The sequence below is a fragment of the Oceanisphaera sediminis genome, assembly GCF_039539745.1.
GTDB lineage: Bacteria > Pseudomonadota > Gammaproteobacteria > Enterobacterales > Aeromonadaceae > Oceanimonas > Oceanimonas sediminis.
The window spans coordinates 11,497-28,885 of sequence record NZ_BAABDS010000019.1 but is presented as its reverse complement, the minus strand read 5'-3'; the positions used below and the strand labels follow the sequence as shown (position 1 = coordinate 28,885).

General features: G+C 56.2%; 19 protein-coding genes. 1 reads left to right on the top strand and 18 read right to left on the bottom strand.

All coding sequences use genetic code 11. The features are described from left to right. Window positions 1-162 precede the first annotated feature (162 nt). The 4 genes from xdhB to ABD827_RS06850 all read right to left on the bottom strand — a co-directional run bounded on the left by xdhB (window position 163) and on the right by ABD827_RS06850 (window position 5,583). Complete coding sequence (xdhB, locus tag ABD827_RS06865; protein WP_344963559.1) at window positions 163-2,559, bottom strand: xanthine dehydrogenase molybdopterin binding subunit; 2,397 nt, start codon at window positions 2,557-2,559, stop codon at window positions 163-165. After that, window positions 2,552-3,997 (bottom strand): xanthine dehydrogenase small subunit, encoded by a 1,446-nt coding sequence (xdhA, locus tag ABD827_RS06860; protein ID WP_344963557.1) that lies wholly within the window; start codon window positions 3,995-3,997, stop codon window positions 2,552-2,554. Before xdhA ends, xdhB begins: the two co-directional genes overlap by 8 nt. 341 nt (window positions 3,998-4,338) lie before the next feature. Then, the gene (locus tag ABD827_RS06855; protein ID WP_298719753.1) at window positions 4,339-4,959 is read right to left on the bottom strand and encodes a TetR/AcrR family transcriptional regulator; all 621 of its coding nucleotides are present in this window, start codon (window positions 4,957-4,959) and stop codon (window positions 4,339-4,341) included. Between the two features lie 192 nt (window positions 4,960-5,151). After that, on the bottom strand, window positions 5,152-5,583 hold the full coding sequence (locus ABD827_RS06850; protein WP_298719755.1) for a GlcG/HbpS family heme-binding protein: 432 nt from the start codon (window positions 5,581-5,583) through the stop codon (window positions 5,152-5,154). Between the two features lie 277 nt (window positions 5,584-5,860). On the opposite strand from ABD827_RS06850, the gene ABD827_RS06845 reads away from it, so the two are divergent. Then, window positions 5,861-6,433 (top strand): superinfection exclusion B family protein, encoded by a 573-nt coding sequence (locus ABD827_RS06845; RefSeq protein ID WP_298719757.1) that lies wholly within the window; start codon window positions 5,861-5,863, stop codon window positions 6,431-6,433. Window positions 6,434-6,505: 72 nt separating this feature from the next. Here the strand turns inward: ABD827_RS06845 and ABD827_RS06840 are convergent, their stop codons facing one another. From ABD827_RS06840 to ABD827_RS06775, 14 genes are all read right to left on the bottom strand, one after another. Then, window positions 6,506-6,697, bottom strand: coding sequence for a bacterioferritin-associated ferredoxin (locus ABD827_RS06840; protein WP_298719759.1), 192 nt, complete (start codon window positions 6,695-6,697; stop codon window positions 6,506-6,508). 272 nt (window positions 6,698-6,969) lie between these two features. Then, window positions 6,970-7,395, bottom strand: a complete 426-nt coding sequence (locus ABD827_RS06835; RefSeq protein ID WP_344963553.1) for a protein tyrosine phosphatase family protein — start codon at window positions 7,393-7,395, stop codon at window positions 6,970-6,972. A 164-nt stretch (window positions 7,396-7,559) separates the two neighbouring features. Then, window positions 7,560-8,744 (bottom strand): elongation factor Tu, encoded by a 1,185-nt coding sequence (gene tuf, locus ABD827_RS06830; RefSeq protein ID WP_298719763.1) that lies wholly within the window; start codon window positions 8,742-8,744, stop codon window positions 7,560-7,562. Between the two features lie 63 nt (window positions 8,745-8,807). After that, window positions 8,808-10,904 (bottom strand): elongation factor G, encoded by a 2,097-nt coding sequence (gene fusA / locus ABD827_RS06825; protein ID WP_344963550.1) that lies wholly within the window; start codon window positions 10,902-10,904, stop codon window positions 8,808-8,810. A 75-nt stretch (window positions 10,905-10,979) separates the two neighbouring features. Next, entirely contained in the window at window positions 10,980-11,450 is a 471-nt protein-coding gene (gene rpsG / locus ABD827_RS06820; protein WP_298719767.1) for a 30S ribosomal protein S7, read from the bottom strand. Between the two features lie 84 nt (window positions 11,451-11,534). Continuing rightward, entirely contained in the window at window positions 11,535-11,909 is a 375-nt protein-coding gene (gene rpsL / locus ABD827_RS06815; RefSeq protein WP_071474210.1) for a 30S ribosomal protein S12, read from the bottom strand. Window positions 11,910-12,044: 135 nt separating this feature from the next. Continuing rightward, entirely contained in the window at window positions 12,045-12,329 is a 285-nt protein-coding gene (tusB, locus tag ABD827_RS06810) for a sulfurtransferase complex subunit TusB (RefSeq protein WP_344963545.1), read from the bottom strand. Between the two features lie 8 nt (window positions 12,330-12,337). Further along, window positions 12,338-12,694 carry a sulfurtransferase complex subunit TusC gene (gene tusC, locus ABD827_RS06805; RefSeq protein ID WP_344963543.1) on the bottom strand — a complete coding sequence of 119 codons (357 nt, stop codon included), beginning with the start codon at window positions 12,692-12,694 and terminating at the stop codon, window positions 12,338-12,340. A gap of 28 nt (window positions 12,695-12,722) precedes the next feature. Further along, window positions 12,723-13,124, bottom strand: coding sequence for a sulfurtransferase complex subunit TusD (gene tusD / locus ABD827_RS06800; RefSeq protein WP_344963541.1), 402 nt, complete (start codon window positions 13,122-13,124; stop codon window positions 12,723-12,725). A 49-nt stretch (window positions 13,125-13,173) separates the two neighbouring features. Beyond that, window positions 13,174-13,557: a RidA family protein gene (locus ABD827_RS06795; protein WP_298719778.1), complete on the bottom strand. Its 384-nt coding sequence runs from the start codon at window positions 13,555-13,557 to the stop codon at window positions 13,174-13,176. Beyond that, the gene (locus tag ABD827_RS06790) at window positions 13,554-14,288 is read right to left on the bottom strand and encodes a helix-turn-helix transcriptional regulator (protein WP_344963539.1); all 735 of its coding nucleotides are present in this window, start codon (window positions 14,286-14,288) and stop codon (window positions 13,554-13,556) included. Before ABD827_RS06790 ends, ABD827_RS06795 begins: the two co-directional genes overlap by 4 nt. Before the next feature lie 124 nt (window positions 14,289-14,412). Then, window positions 14,413-14,724 (bottom strand): DUF2845 domain-containing protein, encoded by a 312-nt coding sequence (locus ABD827_RS06785; RefSeq protein ID WP_344963537.1) that lies wholly within the window; start codon window positions 14,722-14,724, stop codon window positions 14,413-14,415. A gap of 105 nt (window positions 14,725-14,829) precedes the next feature. Continuing rightward, window positions 14,830-15,324, bottom strand: coding sequence for an acetolactate synthase small subunit (ilvN, locus tag ABD827_RS06780; RefSeq protein ID WP_298719784.1), 495 nt, complete (start codon window positions 15,322-15,324; stop codon window positions 14,830-14,832). Next, window positions 15,324-17,042 carry an acetolactate synthase 3 large subunit gene (locus tag ABD827_RS06775; protein ID WP_298719786.1) on the bottom strand — a complete coding sequence of 573 codons (1,719 nt, stop codon included), beginning with the start codon at window positions 17,040-17,042 and terminating at the stop codon, window positions 15,324-15,326. Before ABD827_RS06775 ends, ilvN begins: the two co-directional genes overlap by 1 nt. Window positions 17,043-17,389: the final 347 nt, after the last annotated feature.

Below are 17,389 nucleotides of genomic sequence, written 5' to 3'. Positions count from 1 at the left end.
CCATCACATGCCATGGCCGGAAAATGCTCCTGCCGTTCCGGCATTTTCGCCATCCATGGCGATCAGATGGCATGTGTGAGCGTTACAGGGAAGTACTTGTAGCAGGTCGGAAGAGGCAACCCTGTTGCCTCTTGAGCACCTAAGTCCGCTACTGAATACGCCTTACTTAGCCAGCACTTCCTCGGTCACGGCTTCGTCCTGTTCCACCAGCGCCTGCATCTGCTCCACCGCCCACAGCACCCGTTCCGGCGTGGCCGGTGAGTCCATGTGCGGATATTTCCGGTAATCCGACACGCTGGCCACCGCGTCTTTCAGCGCACACCACACCGAGATGCCAAGCATGAAGGGCGGCTCGCCCACGGCCTTGGAGTGGAATACGGTGTCTTCCGGGTTCTTGCGGTTTTCTACCAGCTTGACGCGGAAGTCGAGGGGGGTGTCGGCCACCGCCGGTATCTTGTAACCCGCCGGACCGTTGGTCATCAGCTTGCCCTTGTCATTCCACACCAGCTCTTCGGTGGTGAGCCAACCCACGCCCTGAATGAAGGCGCCCTCGACCTGACCGATATCGATGGCCGGGTTCAGCGAGTCACCCACGTCGTGCAGTATGTCGGCACGCAGTATCTTGTATTCGCCGGTCAGGGTGTCGATGATCACCTCGGAACAGGCGGCACCGTAGGCGAAGTAGTAGAAGGGACAGCCGGATCCGCTGGCATGATCGTAATAGATCTTCGGCGTCTTGTAGAAGCCGGTACTGGATAGCGAAATCTGGTTGAAGTACGCCAGCTGTACGAATTCCTGGAACGACAGTATCTGGTTGCGCACCCGCACGACGTTGTTCTTGAACACCACTTCTTCCGGGCTGACCTGAAAGTGCCCCGCCGCCCAGTCGATCAACCGTTGCTTGATGATCTGCGCCGCATTTTGCGCCGCCTTGCCGTTCAGATCGGTGCCACTGGACGCCGCCGTGGGCGAGGTGTTGGGCACCTTGTCGGTATTGGTGGCGGTGATCTGGATACGATCGATGTCCACCTGAAATTCTTCCGCCACTATCTGGGCTACCTTGATGTTCAGCCCCTGCCCCATCTCGGTACCGCCGTGGTTGAGATGGATGCTGCCATCGGTGTAGATATGCACCAGGGCGCCGGCCTGGTTGAGGAAGGTGGCGGTAAAGGAAATACCGAACTTCACCGGGGTGATGGCGATGCCCTTCTTCAGAATCGGGCTCCGGGCGTTGAACGCCTTGATCGCCGCGCGCCGGCTGGCGTATTCGGAAGACAGCTCCAGATCCGCCACCAGCTCGTGAATAATATTGTGCTCCACCGGCTGGTGATAATGGGTAACGTTGCGGTCGTCCTTGCCGTAGAAGTTGATCTTGCGGATCTCCAGCGGATCCTTGCCAAGCTTCGAGGCGATCTCGTCCATCACATGCTCGATCGTCATCATGCCCTGGGGACCACCGAAACCACGATAGGCGGTGTTGGAGGCGGTGTTGGTCTTGCAGCGGTGGCCGATAACGGTAGCGTCACCCAGATAATAGGCGTTGTCCGAGTGGAACATGGCCCGGTCGACAATCGAGGACGACAGATCCGGCGAATAGCCGCAGTTACCGGCGACGATGATTTCCGACGCCTCGATGCGGCCGTTATCATCGAAGCCGATCTTGTACTGGTTGAAGAAGGGATGACGCTTGCCGGTCATCGTCATGTCTTCGACCCGCGGCAGACGCATCTTGGTGGGGCGACCGGTGAGCCGTGCCACCACCGCCGCCATGCAGGCGGGTCCGGCAGCCTGGGTTTCCTTGCCGCCGAAGCCGCCGCCCATGCGGCGCATGTCGATCACCACCTTGTGCATCGGCACGTCCAGCACGCCGGCCACCAGCTTCTGCACCTCGGTCGGGTTCTGGCTGGAGGTAAACACCATCATGCCGCCGTCTTCGGTGGGCACCACCGAGCTGACCTGGGTTTCCAGATAGAAGTGTTCCTGGCCGCCGATATGCAGGCTGCCCTCAATCACATGCTTGGCGCGCTTTAGACCGGCGGCGGAGTCACCCCGTTGCTGCTTGTGGCTTTCGGTCACGAACAGCTCTTTTTCCAGCGCTTCTTCCACCGACAGCACCGGCGGCAAATCTTCGTATTCGACAATGGCCGCCATCGCCGCCTTGCGTGCGGTTTCCAGATCTTTGGCCGCCACCGCCAGTATCGGCTGGCCCAGGTATTCGACCTTGCCGTCGGCCAGCAGCGGATCGCCGGCCAGTACCGGGCCTATATCCAGCTCCCCGGGCACGTCTTTGGCGGTAATGGCGATGGTTACACCGTCAAACCGGTAGCAGGGAGCCACATCGAGTCTGGTAATACGGGCATGGGCCCGCTCCGACAGCCGCGCATACAGATGCAGCTGATTGGGGAACTCCAGCCGGTCGTCGATGTACTGGGCCTCACCGGCCACCTGCATGGCGGCGCTGTCGTGGGGCACGCTCTTGCCCACGCCGGTTTGCAGGCTCTGTTTGACCCGCTCCATCATCTCGTCGATGGTCAGTGTGTTCATTGGCTTGTTAGACATAAGACGTCACCCTGGTTTCCAGTTTCAGGCTCTGCTGCTCGATAAAAAACTTGTAGAGCAGGTTGCTGGCGGTTTTGCTGCGGTATTCCTTGCTGGCCCTGAAGTCGGACAGCGGCTCGAAATCACCGGTCAGCGCCTGCATCGCCGCCTTGACGGTGGCGTGATTCCAGGACTGGCCGAGCAGGGCCTGCTCGCAGGCAGAGGCACGTTTGGGTACCGCCGCCATGCCGCCGAAGCCGATGCGGGCATCGGTCACCACGCCGCCTGCAATGGTCAGATTGAAGGCGCCACACACCGCAGAAATATCGTCATCCAATCTTTTGGACAACTTGTAGACTCTGAAGTGCTGATTGGCCTTCGGTTTGGGCACGATGATCTGCTCGATAAACTCGCCCTCTTCCAGCGCGGTCACCTTGTAGCCGAGGAAATAGGCTTCGATGGGCAGCTCCCGACGACGGTCGCCCTTACGCAGCACCAGGCGGGCATCGAGCGCCATCAGCACCGGCGGTGCATCACCGATGGGCGAGGCGTTGCCGACGTTGCCGCCCAGGGTGCCCTGATTACGGATCTGCAGCGAGGCAAAGCGGTGCAGCAGCTCGCCGAAGTCGGGAAAGACCCGACTCAGCGCCTCGTAACTGTCGCTCAGGCTGCGGGCCGCGCCAATCACCAGCTGTTGGTCGTCTTCTTTCAGCTGTTTCATGTCGGCCACATTGCCCACATAAATCATCTTCGGCAGTTCGCGGTAGAACTGGGTCACTTCCAGCGCCAGGTCGGTGCCGCCGGCCAGCAGACGGGCACCCGGATGCTGAACCAGCAGCGCCGCCACTTCATCACTGCTGCTGGGCGAGTAGCACACCTTTCCGTTTCCGTTAAGGGTAACCAGGGTATCGGTCTGGATCTGATCGAGCCGGGCCAGCACCTCGGACTCGTAGCGGGAAAAATCATCGGCCAGTTGCGGTTGTTCGGCGATGGCCCTGGCGGCATCGACGATGGGGCGATAACCGGTGCAACGGCACAGGTTGCCGGCCAGGGCCTCGAGAATGTCGTGCTTGTCGGCCGAGGGCTTGTTCTTGCTCAGGGCAAACATCGACATGATGAAACCCGGAGTACAGAAGCCACACTGGGAACCGTGAAAGTCCACCATCGCCTGTTGTACCGGATGCAGGCTGCCGTCTTGCGACTTGAGGTCTTCCACCGTGATCAGCTGCTTGCCGTGCAATGTCGACACGAACGTCAGGCAGGAATTCACCGTTTGATAACGGATGTGCTCGCCTTCGCGTTCGCCCAGCACCACGGTGCAGGCGCCGCAGTCACCGGATGCACATCCTTCCTTGGTGCCGTTTTTACCCACGCGAGTGCGCAGATAATTGAGCACCGTCATATTGGGCGACAGGTCTTTTTCCTCCCGCACCTCCTGGTTAAGCAGAAACTTAATCAAGGCTTGCCTCCTTCAGCGAGTACATCGCACACATTACCGACCAGCGGAATAATAATATCTTCATGTGTAATTAAAGTTAAACCTGACCAAAGAGTCAACAAATATTTTACCGACGGATAACCTGAATCTTGCATCAGGGGCCGTTAATCCATTGTCACCAATGAGTATTTATCAGGCATGTGCTCAGGTTACGGCGGCGAGTTTTTTCGTCCTTTATATAAAGTGTAGCGGGAACGGCGCCAGATAACGGCGGGTGAAAAGAAGTCATGACAGATGAAAAAAATGACGTCAGTACAAGGTACTGACGTCATCGAGGTCGCAAGGTAACAGGCAAGTCGTTATCAGGTGGTTGGCAGGGATTGTACCTCACAGCCGCCAATCACCAGCCGGGTAATCAATTGAGCGGCCCGCTCGAAGTCCTGCTCGTCCAGCTCCTGCTTGCCCAGTGCCATGGTGATCTGCCAGTTGAAGTCCGCATAGGTCTGGGTCGAGGCCCAGATGGCGAACAGCAGATGATGAGCATCGACCGGTGCCATCAGCCCCTGCCCCATCCAGTCGGTCAGTTTGGCGCTCAGGGTGCGGGTCTGCTCACTCAGGCGCGCTATGATGTCTTCCGGCAGATGCGGGGCGCCATGCATGATTTCATTAGCAAACACCTTGGAGGCGTAGGGGTAGTCTTTCGAAATGATCAGCTTGGATTTGATATAGGCCGTCAGGGCCATGACCGGATCCCGATACTCGATAAAAGGTGCCGAGGCCGCCAGTAAAGGCTCGGTCACGCTCTCCAGCACGGCGCGATAGAGTTTTTCCTTGCTGCCGAAATAATAGTAGATATTGGGTTTCGGCAGCTCCGCCAGCACGGCGATATCGGCGGTCTTGGTGGCGGCGTAACCGTTTTCGGCAAAAACACGGCTGGCGGCGCGGATGATGATTTCTTCGTTTTTAGCTCTGATCCGGGACATACTGATTTTCAGGCTCCAGGCCATAAAATAAGAAGTGATATTGACTAACCATACCCGAGTTCCGGTCGTAGTTCGGCAAAAAACGCAAAAAAAAAAGCGCCCACACTGGTGAGCGCTGAAACGAGTAACCAAGGTTACCCCTCGACCAAAACAACAGGTTTACTTATCAGGCTGACTGCCTGAAACCGAGATTCAGGCGCAATCTGCTACCAGCTCGGCCAGCTTGACGCCAGCAACGGCGCAAGCTTCATCGACATCGGGTTGATCACCGCTGATGCCTACCGCACCCAGAATCTGGTTCTGTGCATCACGGATCAGCACGCCACCCGCCGCCGGAATGATATTGCCCCCCGCCATCACGTTAACGGATGCCATAAATGCCGGTCTGGCGGCGGCCACGTCTGCCAGACCGCGAGAACTGCGGCCCAGCGCAACCGCGCCCCAGGCTTTGCCGGTGGCAATATCGGGGCGCAACAGGCTGGAGCCGTCCTGACGCTGCAGCGACACCAGACGGCCGGCATTATCCAGCACGGCAACGGTGAGCGGCGCAGCAGAGACTTCCAATGCGTGCTGCAAGGCACCACGTGTGATGGTCAGCGCCTGTTCAAGTGTAACTGTACTCATTTACCTGGACTCCCTGTCTACTGTAACAATAGAGGTTATTTGAATACTAATAAAACACAAAATACACACAATGTTAAGATATTTTGTACACACTTAACGTAAAGGTAATTTATTTATCACTTATTTACGCCAAGCAAGCCCCTGCACGTCAGCCACCCGCCCAGCCTCATATCTGCCAGATGTCATACCCGCCATGGCACTTGCCTGGCTCATGGCACGCACTTTGCTTTAATGCTTGCTACTTCAGACGGGTGCGTCCGGGATTGTGGAGAAGAAGATGCTGGATTTAAGACAGGTTTCACCGCTTAACTGGTTTATGTGCTGGCTGCTGCTGAGCTGCATGCTGGTGACACTGCTGCCAGAACAGCTGTTTTCCGGTGCTTTCGGTCTCTGGCTGAATGACTATCGGCTGCTGTTTGTATTGGGTATGGTGGCGTCTGCGTCTTACTTTTTATCCCACGCCGCCGTTATGCTGTTTCAGCATGTGTTTTATCGCAAGCAGCGCTTGATGCAACAGAAGCTGCTGAAGGAATTACTGGACTACCTGGACGCCAGCGAAAAGGCGGTGCTGCGCGAGTTCGTACTGCAACGGAAAAACGTCATAAAATTGCCGGTCACCGAGCCGGCCGTCAAAAATCTGCTGGAGCAGGGCATTCTGACCTATGCCTTCGGTGAACCCGGAGAAGCAGGCCTCAACGCCATCAAGCCCTTGATGATTACCATAGCCGCACGGCCCCTGCTCACCTTCAAGGTGCTGGGTTTGAACCCCACGAACATGACCGACGAACAAAAGCACCTGATCCTCAACAACCGCCCCAAGTACGCCTACAAGCAACTGGACAGACACTGAATCGGGTTTTGATTCTTTTGCCCAAACGCAAAAAAGCCCCTTGCGGGGCTTTTCATGGCGGGTTGATGAGGTTCAGGCCACTTCATAGTACAGCTGTGCCTTGGCATTTTCTTCTGCCAATATGGCCAGGGCAACCGGGATGCATTTGCCACATTGGGCCCCCACACCGAGTTCCTGTTTCAGATCTCTGAATTCGGTGTTGCCTTCTGCCACCGCCGCACGCAGCTGGCTGTCGGTAATGCCCTTGCACAAACACACATACATTGATGAACCCTCCGCGTTAATGCGGTAAATCTAAATGATATGAGTTATCAATGCAAGTCATAATTCGTTGAAAAAAGCGCCTCAAATCACATATTCAGGCTGTATCGTCACCCCGCTCCAGGCCTGATACGGGGTCAGAAAGGGGTCGCCGCTCAACTCGGCCAACATGGGCCTAGCCGGTGACTGCATCACAATCGCTACCGTCCTAGGATTCTGCCACAGGGTGGCCTTGTCATCACCTGGCAGCCGACTGAAAGCAACAGCTGCATCACTTAGCGCTTGGCTGATGCGACGCTCAGACGCGGTGCCAGAGCCGACAGGTCATAACCGGCAGCGGCGGCAAGCCCCAGCAACTCTGCCGCCGGCTTTTCAGCAGCCTGAGCCAACGCCCACAGAGTAATGGAACGGGTGCCGGTTCGGCAGAAGGCCAGTACCGGTTCGTGACCGGCCAACGCCTGACCAAAGTCGGCTACCGCCTCATCGGTAAAGTGACCGGAAGAGATAGGGATCCAGTGCCAGTCAAAGCCTTGCGCTCTTGCCTCGGCCGCCAGAGCCTCCGCCGCCGGCTGCCCTTCAACCTCGCCATCGGGCCGGTTGCAAATCAGCGTCTGGTAACCCAGCGCCTTTAACTGCGATAAATCGGCTGCGGTCACCTGGTCGGCAACCGAGAAAGAGGAAGTAACCGGTTTGATGTCCATATAACACCTCGGTGAATTGACTGAATGGCTCAGATAGCAACATCGCTAACCGCAGATTGCAAACCAATAACATTAGCACATGTTGATGTTATTGGTTTGCCGTCGCGCCCCCAAACGAAAAAAGGAGGCCGAAGCCTCCTTTTTCGTGCAATCAAGAAACGTTATTACTTAACGATCTTGGCTACAACGCCGGCACCTACGGTACGGCCACCTTCACGGATGGCGAAACGCAGACCGTCTTCCATCGCGATAGGAGCAATCAGGCTAACAACCATTTTGATGTTGTCGCCAGGCATAACCATTTCAACGCCTTCCGGCAGTTCGATGGTACCGGTCACGTCAGTTGTACGGAAGTAGAACTGGGGACGGTAGCCTTTGAAGAACGGAGTGTGACGACCGCCTTCTTCCTTGGACAGCACGTATACTTCGGATTCGAAGTCGGTGTGCGGGTTGATTGAACCCGGCTTGGCCAGAACCTGACCACGCTCAACGTCTTCACGCTTGGTACCACGCAGCAGAACGCCTACGTTCTCACCAGCACGACCTTCGTCCAGCAGCTTGCGGAACATTTCAACGCCGGTACAAGTGGTCTTGATGGTATCTTTGATACCAACGATTTCCACTTCTTCACCAACTTTAACGATACCGCGCTCAACACGACCGGTAACAACGGTGCCACGGCCCTGGATAGAGAACACGTCCTCGATCGGCAGCAGGAAAGCACCGTCAACGGCACGCTCGGGCTCGGGGATGTAGGAATCCAGAGCATCGGCCAGTTCGATGATTTTCTCTTCCCACTGTGCATCGCCTTCCAGGCCTTTCAGAGCAGAGCCCTGGATAACCGGAATGTCGTCGCCCGGGAAGTCGTACTCGGACAGCAGTTCACGAACTTCCATTTCTACCAGCTCGAGCAGCTCTTCATCGTCAACCATGTCACACTTGTTCATGAACACAACGATGTAAGGTACGCCTACCTGGCGGGCCAGCAGGATGTGCTCACGAGTTTGCGGCATAGGACCATCGGTCGCAGCAACAACCAGGATAGCGCCATCCATCTGAGCAGCACCGGTGATCATGTTTTTAACGTAATCGGCGTGTCCAGGGCAGTCAACGTGAGCGTAGTGACGAGTGTCAGTGTCGTACTCAACGTGAGAAGCAGCGATGGTGATACCACGCGCTTTTTCTTCAGGAGCGTTATCGATCTGGTCGAATGCGCGGGCGGAACCGCCGTTCTTTTTGGCCAGCACGTTGGTGATGGCAGCAGTCAGAGTGGTTTTACCGTGGTCAACGTGGCCGATAGTACCTACGTTTACGTGCGGTTTGTTACGTTCAAATTTTTCTTTAGACACGGACTAGTCCTTCCTAGTTTGATCCCACCCATTATAAGGATGGGGAGTTTAAACAAAGATTAGTTAACCTTTACGAGCAATAATCGCTTCAGCCATGCTGGCAGGTACTTCGGCGTACTTGGCAAACTCCATGGAGTAAGAAGCACGACCTTGCGACTGTGAACGCAGGTCTGTAGCGTAGCCGAACATTTCAGACAGCGGCAACACGGCATTAATAACCTTGCCGGAGGGGCCATCTTCCATGCCTTCGATGATACCACGACGACGATTCACGTCACCGATAACATCACCCATATACTCTTCCGGCGTCTCTACTTCAACCTTCATCACAGGTTCAAGCAGCACGGGATTACATTTCATGAAGCCCGCTTTAAACGCCATAGAACCGGCGATTTTAAAGGCCATTTCAGAAGAGTCAACATCGTGATAAGAACCATCGTACAGAGTGACCTTGATGTCTTCGATCGGATAACCCGCCAGAACGCCCTGCTTCATCTGTTCCTGAATACCCTTGTCTACTGCCGGGATGTATTCCTTGGGAATAACACCACCGACAACGGCGTTCTCGAAGATGTAGCCGGTACCTTCTGCCTGCGGCTCGATCTTGATCCATACATGACCAAACTGACCACGGCCTCCGGACTGGCGTACGAACTTGCCTTCCTGTTCGATGCTGTCACGGATACTTTCACGGTAGGCAACCATGGGTTTACCCACGTTGGCTTCTACCTTGAATTCACGCTTCATGCGGTCAACGAGAATATCCAGGTGCAGCTCGCCCATACCGGCGATGATGGTCTGCCCCGATTCTTCGTCGGTCCATACGCGGAAAGACGGATCTTCCTGCGCCAGACGACCCAGTGCCAACCCCATTTTTTCCTGGTCGGCCTGGGTTCTGGGCTCAACAGCCACGGAGATAACCGGTTCCGGAAACTCCATCCGCTCCAGAATGATAGGCGCGTTCGGGGCACACAGGGTGTCACCGGTCGTCACGTCTTTCAGACCGATAGCGGCGGCGATGTCACCGGCACAAACGGATTTGATCTCTTCACGCTTGTTGGCATGCATCTGGACGATACGACCGAAACGCTCACGCTTGCCCTTGACCGAGTTCAGCACGGCATCACCGGTGTTAACCACACCGGAGTACACGCGGAAGAAGGTCAGGTTGCCCACGAACGGGTCGGTCGCAATCTTGAACGCCAGTGCAGAGAAAGGAGCGGCGTCGTCGGCCGGACGTGTGTCCGGCGTTTCGCCGTCTGCTTTCAAACCACTGATGGCGTGAACTTCTACCGGCGACGGCAGATAGTCAATCACCACGTCCAGCATCGCCTGTACGCCCTTGTTCTTGAACGCAGAGCCACAGGTGACCAGGATGATTTCGCTGTTCAGCACGCGACTACGCAAAGCAGCTTTGATTTCCGCTTCCGACAGCTCGCCGCCTTCCAGGTACTTGTCCATCAACTCTTCATTGGCCTCGGCTGCAGCCTCAACCAGGTTCTGATGCCATTCGTCGGCCAATTCCTGCATGTCGGCAGGAATGTCTTCGTAGACAAAAGTGGTACCGTGGTCTTCTTCACTCCAGTTGATGGCCTTCATCTTGATGAGGTCAACAACGCCGGTGAAGTGTTCTTCTGCGCCGATCGGCAGCTGAACAGGGACAGCTACGCCCTTGAGGCGTGACTTGATCTGCTCAACCACCCGCAGGAAATTGGCACCGGTACGGTCCATCTTGTTGACGAACGCAATACGCGGAACCGCATACTTGTTGGCCTGACGCCATACGGTTTCAGACTGGGGCTGAACGCCACCAACGGCACAGTAGACCATAACGGCACCGTCGAGCACCCGCATGGACCGTTCGACTTCAATGGTGAAGTCAACGTGCCCGGGGGTGTCGATGATATTAATACGGTGCTGTGGATACTGATGCGCCATACCATCCCAAAAACAGGTAGTCGCGGCAGAGGTAATGGTAATACCACGCTCTTGTTCCTGCTCCATCCAGTCCATGGTAGCAGCGCCATCATGTACTTCGCCGATTTTATGGCTTACACCGGTATAAAACAGCACACGTTCGGTGGTTGTCGTTTTACCGGCGTCAATGTGAGCGCTGATACCGATGTTGCGGTAACGCTCAATGGGAGTTGTACGAGCCACAATAATATCCTCTTGCTAAGGTCGATTGTCCTTAGTAAGCAATCAAACGGGTGCGGCAATGCCGCACCCATCCAATTACCAGCGGTAGTGGGCAAACGCTTTGTTTGCTTCGGCCATACGGTGCACGTCTTCACGCTTCTTAACCGCAGAACCTTTGTTTTCAGAAGCATCCAGCAGCTCGCCAGCCAGACGCTGAGCCATAGATTTTTCACCACGCTTACGAGCGGCGTCTACCAACCAGCGCATGGCCAGGGCATTACGACGCACGGGGCGTACTTCAACCGGCACCTGGTAGGTAGAACCACCTACACGGCGCGATTTAACTTCAACAGTAGGACGAATGTTGTCCAGCGCTTCTTCGAACAGCGCCAGATGCTCTTTGCTGGTCTTGTCAGCAACGATTTCCAGAGCACCGTAAACAATCTTTTCAGAGGTAGATTTCTTACCATCTACCATTACGATGTTTACGAATTTTGCCAGCAGCTCGGATCCGAACTTGGGATCCGGCAGGATTTTACGCTGGCCGATTACGCGACGTCTTGGCATTGCAAACTCTCCGTAACTTCAGGGATAACCCAAAACACAACAGGTTAAAAAATAAAATGTTTGGCCTTACTTAACGGAGAACCATTAAGACTTGGGCTTCTTGGCACCGTACTTGGAACGGGCCTGGCGACGTGCGGAAACACCTGAGGTGTCCAGTGCGCCACGTACGGTGTGATAACGCACACCGGGCAAATCTTTAACACGACCGCCACGGATCAGCACGACGGAGTGCTCCTGCAGGTTGTGGCCTTCACCACCGATGTAGGAGTTGACTTCGAAACCGTTGGTCAGACGAACACGACATACTTTACGCAGTGCGGAGTTCGGCTTCTTCGGGGTGGTGGTGTATACGCGGGTACATACGCCGCGTTTCTGCGGGCAAGCTTCCAGCGCCGGCACGTTGCTTTTAGCTACGGCTTGTTGGCGAGGCTTGCGAACCAGCTGGTTAATTGTTGCCATTAACAGCTCCTGAAAAGTATCGTTCTACAGTTGTGAAAAATCTATCCCCAAAAGCGGGGACGCAAAATTCTATGCTTGCCGTGCTGGCGAGTCAAGATTTATACAATTTTTGGCACATGATTTGTGCAAAAGTCGTCACCAGGCCTGAGGACTACCCAGTTTTGCCACCAGTTCGACCAACCCGGCCATGGTAACAGGTTCACCCAGCCCATGCGTCAGCCCCCGCGCCTGCAGGTCTTCCTGCATCACATAGAGGCGTCTGCTGTCGGCCAGGGCCTGTAACCGTGTCTGCCAGGCAGGTACCGTGACCGCAATCACCGCATCCTGCCATAACAATAACCGATCGTCATTCTGCATCTGCGCCAGCGCCTGTTTCAGATCGTGACGCGCGAAGGGAGAGTGTTTTACCGTATGTAGCATGGGGGTCCTCAGAAACTCAGCCGTACCGGGTAATCCGCCAGCCGTTGCTGCAATTCGGCCGGTGACAGCACCGCCGCCTCGATGGCCAGCCGTTCGACCGGCAGGCCACGCTCGGCCAGCGCCTCGGCGCTGATGTAGACGTTATCGACATCATACAGCTCGAGCAGGCCGAAGGTGGGCGCATAATGCCGCCCCAGTATCGAGGCAGGGTCCTGATCGGCCAGCAGCTGATAGACACCATCGTCGATAAAGAAGACGCCGATGTCTTCACTCAGCGCCGAGGTAGCCAGCAACGCGTCCAGTCCTTCCCGGCCGGAAGCCGAGCCATGAGGCGGCGTTCGAAAAATAAAGGCGACCTTGTTCATCGGCATATACTCGTTAAGTTACCGCCACTCAAAATTGCACCACCCGGTCGGCACTCAGCGCCGCCTGCGCCAGCGAGCCCAACCCGCTGAGCCGAAAAGGCGCCGCCAGGTTCCACTGTTCCAGTCCGGCCTGAGTCGCGCTCGGCTCGTCGCTGACACCACGGCGCAGTGCGGCGGCCACACAAACATCCAGCGTCAGTCCATGCTTGGCGGCCAGCTCGACCCAGGCCTGCTGCAGGTGAGTTTCATCGCCGGCCGGCTGCACCAGCTGGCTGGCGTTATGTACGCCTTCCTGATAGAAGAAAATCTGATTGAGCACATGGCCCTGCTGCAACAGGGCGCGCGCAAAGCGGTAGGCATCCGCCGCCGACTGGCTGCCGTAACAGGGGCCGGTAACCAATAGTGCAAACTGCAGGGAAGCTGGTTTCATGACGGGATCCGGACAGAATGGGGCAACCGACGGCTGCCCCGGGCAAGACTTATTCGACGTAGGCAACGGCTTCCACTTCTACCAGCACGTCTTTCGGCAGACGGGCCACTTCCACACAGGAACGCGCCGGCGCACCCAGGGTGAAATAGCTGGCATAGACTTCGTTGAAGGCCAGGAAGTTGTTCATGTCGGACAGGAAGCAGGTGGTCTTCAGCACGCTGGAGGCATCGGCACCGGCTTCGGCCAACACGGCCATCAGGTTATCCATTACCTGCTTGGTCTGGGCTTCGATACCGCCTTCAACCACATCCATGCTTACCGGATCGAGCGGGATCTGGCCAGAGGTATACACCATATTGCCGATGCGGGTAGCCTGAACATAAGGACCAATGGCGGCGGGAGCCTGGTCGGTGGCGATGATTGTTTTAGTCATGGGTTCTCCTGGTGGGGCGATGGTTCTTCGTCATCGCGTTTTTTTTGTCGAATATAAAGATAAACCGTGTGTTTGGATATATTGAGCTTGTTCGACACCATGGCAATGGCGTCCTTGATGTCGAAAATGCCCTTTTCATAGAGGGTGGTGACAATCTGCTTGTTCTTGGCGTTGTTGGCCACATCCGGATCGGCGTTAATGGCATCGATGGTGCGCTCCACCGTCAGGGTCACCAGCTCTTCGACGTTGTTGTTGAAGTTTTCCGGCGACACTTCGGCCCGCTCCGCCACTCTGGGTAGAAAGTCGGCCATCAATTCGTGAAACGGCGCGCCCAGGTGCAGATTGATGCACAGAAGGCCGATGGCCTCGCCCTGCAGATCACGCAGTAGCTGGACCGAGGATTTCATCGGGGTACCTAACCGGCTCTGGGTAAAGCAGGTCAGCCACTGCGCCTCCCCTTGCCGCTCAAGCTCGGGCAACAGCCGCAGCGCCGGCTCGCCTATGGGCGCGCCGACCTGACAGCCACTCAGGCCGCCGTTGGCCACCTTGAGTACCGAGCGATTCGGGTCTGCCAGCGAGTGCAATACCACCTCACAGTGCTTGCCGAACATATCGGCCAGACCATCGACCAGAACGCCGTGGAGATCCAGCAACTGCCGGTCTTGCCGGCTGAATGCATTTTTGGCTGCACTTTTATTCAGGGAACGGGCCGTCCCACTTTCCGCTGGCATTTCTGGCTCCCACCCACCAAACATCTGGCTCTGATTTTCAACTGCTGATGACAGATGTCAACTATTTTTGAGACCAGCTGGGAGCCCGCTCGCGCCGTCAGGGAAATTTAAGCTACAAACCCACTCAACCGCGGGGGCCATTTTCGATGCTGACAATTTTTCCCCTTCTGATGGTGACGATTTGCATGAACTGGTAGCGGCCGAAATGGTAGGTCCAACGCTCGCCATCGGGCTCTTGGTACCAACGGCCATAATGGTTGCGATAATGCCGCCAGGCCGTTTCCCGCACCAGGGGCTCACCACAGTAAAGCAACAACAGAGCGGTGGGATCACCGTCGGTGATCAGCCGGTTGTTGCAACGCATACTGTCTGCCTGGGCCGGCATCAACGCCAGGCACAACCAAAGCAGCCCCCCTCCTGCCCACCCGTAACGCATCGGCACCTCCTGCCCCAAGCATAGTTCGCTCGCCGCAAGGAAAGCCGTTCGTCAGGCAATAAAAAACCGCCCGCAGGCGGTTTTTCAACATCAGGCAACCGGGACTCAAGCGCGCAGGGATTTCTCGCCGCGCGACACGCCGCAGACGCCGCTGCGAACCACTTCCACCACTTCGGTGGTTTCACTCATGTTGCGAATAAAGGCGTCCAGCTTGTCGCTGGTGCCGACCAGCTGCACCGTATACAGGTGCGGGGTCACATCGACGATCTGGCCACGGAAGATATCGGCGGTACGCTTGACTTCATCGCGGTTGGCACCATCGGCGCGTACCTTGACCAGCACGATTTCCCGTTCGATATGATCGCCTTCACTCAGATCACTGACCTTGAGCACATCCACCAGCTTGTTCAGCTGTTTGGTGATCTGTTCGATGACCCGATCATCACCGGTGGTGACGATGGTCATCCGTGACAGGGTCGAATCTTCGGTCGGCGCCACCGTCAGGGTCTCGATGTTGTAGGCCCGCTGGGAAAACAACCCCACTACCCGGCTCAAGGCGCCGGATTCGTTTTCCAGCAACAGGGATATAATACGCCGCATCAGGTTCTCTCCGTTTTGCTTAACCACATTTCATCCATGGCTCCGGTTTTGATCTGCATGGGATACACATGCTCTTCCGGGTCAATCTGAATATCCATAAACACCAGCTTGTCGGTCATGGAGAAGCATTTCTCCAGCGCCGCATCCAGCTCTTTCGGGTCGGAAACCCGAATCCCGACGTGGCCGTAAGACTCGGCCAGCTTGACGAAATCAGGCAGAGAATCCATGTAGGAGTGACTCTGACGCCCCTCGTAGAACATCTTCTGCCACTGCTTCACCATGCCCAAAGCATGGTTGTTCATGGAGATGATTTTCACCGGTATGTTGTACTGCATACAGGTGGACAGTTCCTGAATGTTCATCTGAATGGAGCCGTCGCCGGTGACACAGACAGACACCGCGTCGGGACGCGCCAACTTGGCACCCATCGCCGCCGGCAAGCCAAAGCCCATGGTGCCGAGGCCGCCGGAGTTGATCCACTGGCGCGGCTTGTCGAACGGATAGTAAAGGGCGGCAAACATCTGGTGCTGGCCCACATCGGAGCTGACCATGGCCTCGCCCTTGGTGATGCGATAGACCGACTGGATCACCTGTTGCGGCTTGATGTACTGCTCGCTGGTTTCAAAGCTCAGGCACTGACGGGCGCGCCACTGCTCGATTTGCTCCCACCAGTCGCTCATCGCCTGCGGGTCGGTTTTCAGACCCAGTTCGCGAATGGCTTCCAGCATTTGCGCCAGCACCGTATCGGCGGAGCCCACGATGGGAATATGGGTTTTGATATTCTTGGAAATCGAGGTCGGGTCTATATCCACATGCACTATGGTGGCGTGAGGACAGAACTTCTCGACGTTGTTGGTCACCCGGTCGTCGAAGCGGGCACCGATGGCCAGAATCAGATCCGAATTATGCATGGTCTTGTTGGCTTCATAGGTGCCATGCATGCCGAGCATACCGACAAACTGCTTGTGCGTGCCGGGCATGGCACCCAGTCCCATCAGGGTGTTGGTCACCGGCAGATTGAACAACTCGGCCAGCTGAACCACCAGGGCACTGGCTTCGGCGGTAACGGCACCACCACCCACGTACATGACCGGACGCTTGGCATCGGCCAGGGCTTTCATCGCCTTCTTGATCTGGCCTTTATGCCCGACACCGGTCGGACTGTAGGAGCGCATTTCCACCGAGCTGGGGTACACATAGGGATGCTTTTCTTTCGGATTCTGCACATCTTTGGGCAGATCCACCACCACGGGGCCTGGGCGCCCGGTGGCCGCGATGTAATAGGCTTTCTTGATTGCCAGTGGAATATCTGCGGCGGTCTTGCACAGGAAGCTGTGCTTCACGATGGGCCGCGAGATACCGATCATGTCGGTCTCCTGGAAGGCATCGTCACCGATATAGAAGGTGGGCACCTGGCCGGACAGGACAACCATGGGAATGGAGTCCATGTAGGCGGTGGCAATACCGGTGATGCAGTTGGTCGCCCCCGGGCCCGAGGTGACCAGCACGGTACCCACCTTGCCGGTGGCGCGGGTATAGCCGTCGGCCATGTGCACGGCCGCCTGTTCGTGACGAACCAGCACGTGTTCCATCTTGCCGTTTTCAAATAAGGCGTCATAGATATCAAGCACTGAACCGCCGGGGTAACCGAATATATGCTCGACTCCCTGATCTTCCAGCGCCCGCACTACCATTTCCGCGCCTGATAACATCTCCATGATAAGCCCTCCAGGCTTGTACTCCATTCACCTTGTCATCTTCCGCAGCCTGAACAGCCCGGTCGAACTGAAGTAATATGGCAAAGTGAACAGTTTTTTATCTTTATGAAACAAATACTTCTGCCACACAGCATATAAATAGGCAGAAAAAGGATCAAAAATCACCTTAACCTGCTTTAAATCACTTGTCTACGAGCTTTATAAAAAGCGACGTCCGACCATGCCCAGGCAGAGCTCTCAGCGTTTTTATAGCACGGACGCCATACGGAAAACGGGGCCAGTTTCGAGCCTGAAGTCAGACCAAATCACGGTTTGAACCGGGTTGCCGCCTTCATGGTCCGGCTACG

Excerpts from the sequence above, each read along its gene's own strand:
- xdhB (WP_344963559.1), bottom strand. The coding sequence starts at position 2,559 with ATGTCTAACAAGCCAATGAACACACTGACCATCGACGAGATGATGGAG.
- ABD827_RS06855 (WP_298719753.1), bottom strand. The coding sequence starts at position 4,959 with ATGTCCCGGATCAGAGCTAAAAACGAAGAAATCATCATCCGCGCCGCC.
- ABD827_RS06850 (WP_298719755.1), bottom strand. The coding sequence starts at position 5,583 with ATGAGTACAGTTACACTTGAACAGGCGCTGACCATCACACGTGGTGCC.
- ABD827_RS06845 (WP_298719757.1), top strand. The coding sequence starts at position 5,861 with ATGCTGGATTTAAGACAGGTTTCACCGCTTAACTGGTTTATGTGCTGG.
- ABD827_RS06840 (WP_298719759.1), bottom strand. The coding sequence starts at position 6,697 with ATGTATGTGTGTTTGTGCAAGGGCATTACCGACAGCCAGCTGCGTGCG.
- ABD827_RS06835 (WP_344963553.1), bottom strand. The coding sequence starts at position 7,395 with ATGGACATCAAACCGGTTACTTCCTCTTTCTCGGTTGCCGACCAGGTG.
- rpsG (WP_298719767.1), bottom strand. The coding sequence starts at position 11,450 with ATGCCAAGACGTCGCGTAATCGGCCAGCGTAAAATCCTGCCGGATCCC.
- rpsL (WP_071474210.1), bottom strand. The coding sequence starts at position 11,909 with ATGGCAACAATTAACCAGCTGGTTCGCAAGCCTCGCCAACAAGCCGTA.
- tusB (WP_344963545.1), bottom strand. The coding sequence starts at position 12,329 with ATGCTACATACGGTAAAACACTCTCCCTTCGCGCGTCACGATCTGAAA.
- tusC (WP_344963543.1), bottom strand. The coding sequence starts at position 12,694 with ATGAACAAGGTCGCCTTTATTTTTCGAACGCCGCCTCATGGCTCGGCT.
- tusD (WP_344963541.1), bottom strand. The coding sequence starts at position 13,124 with ATGAAACCAGCTTCCCTGCAGTTTGCACTATTGGTTACCGGCCCCTGT.
- ABD827_RS06795 (WP_298719778.1), bottom strand. The coding sequence starts at position 13,557 with ATGACTAAAACAATCATCGCCACCGACCAGGCTCCCGCCGCCATTGGT.
- ABD827_RS06790 (WP_344963539.1), bottom strand. The coding sequence starts at position 14,288 with ATGCCAGCGGAAAGTGGGACGGCCCGTTCCCTGAATAAAAGTGCAGCC.
- ABD827_RS06785 (WP_344963537.1), bottom strand. The coding sequence starts at position 14,724 with ATGCGTTACGGGTGGGCAGGAGGGGGGCTGCTTTGGTTGTGCCTGGCG.
- ilvN (WP_298719784.1), bottom strand. The coding sequence starts at position 15,324 with ATGCGGCGTATTATATCCCTGTTGCTGGAAAACGAATCCGGCGCCTTG.
- ABD827_RS06775 (WP_298719786.1), bottom strand. The coding sequence starts at position 17,042 with ATGGAGATGTTATCAGGCGCGGAAATGGTAGTGCGGGCGCTGGAAGAT.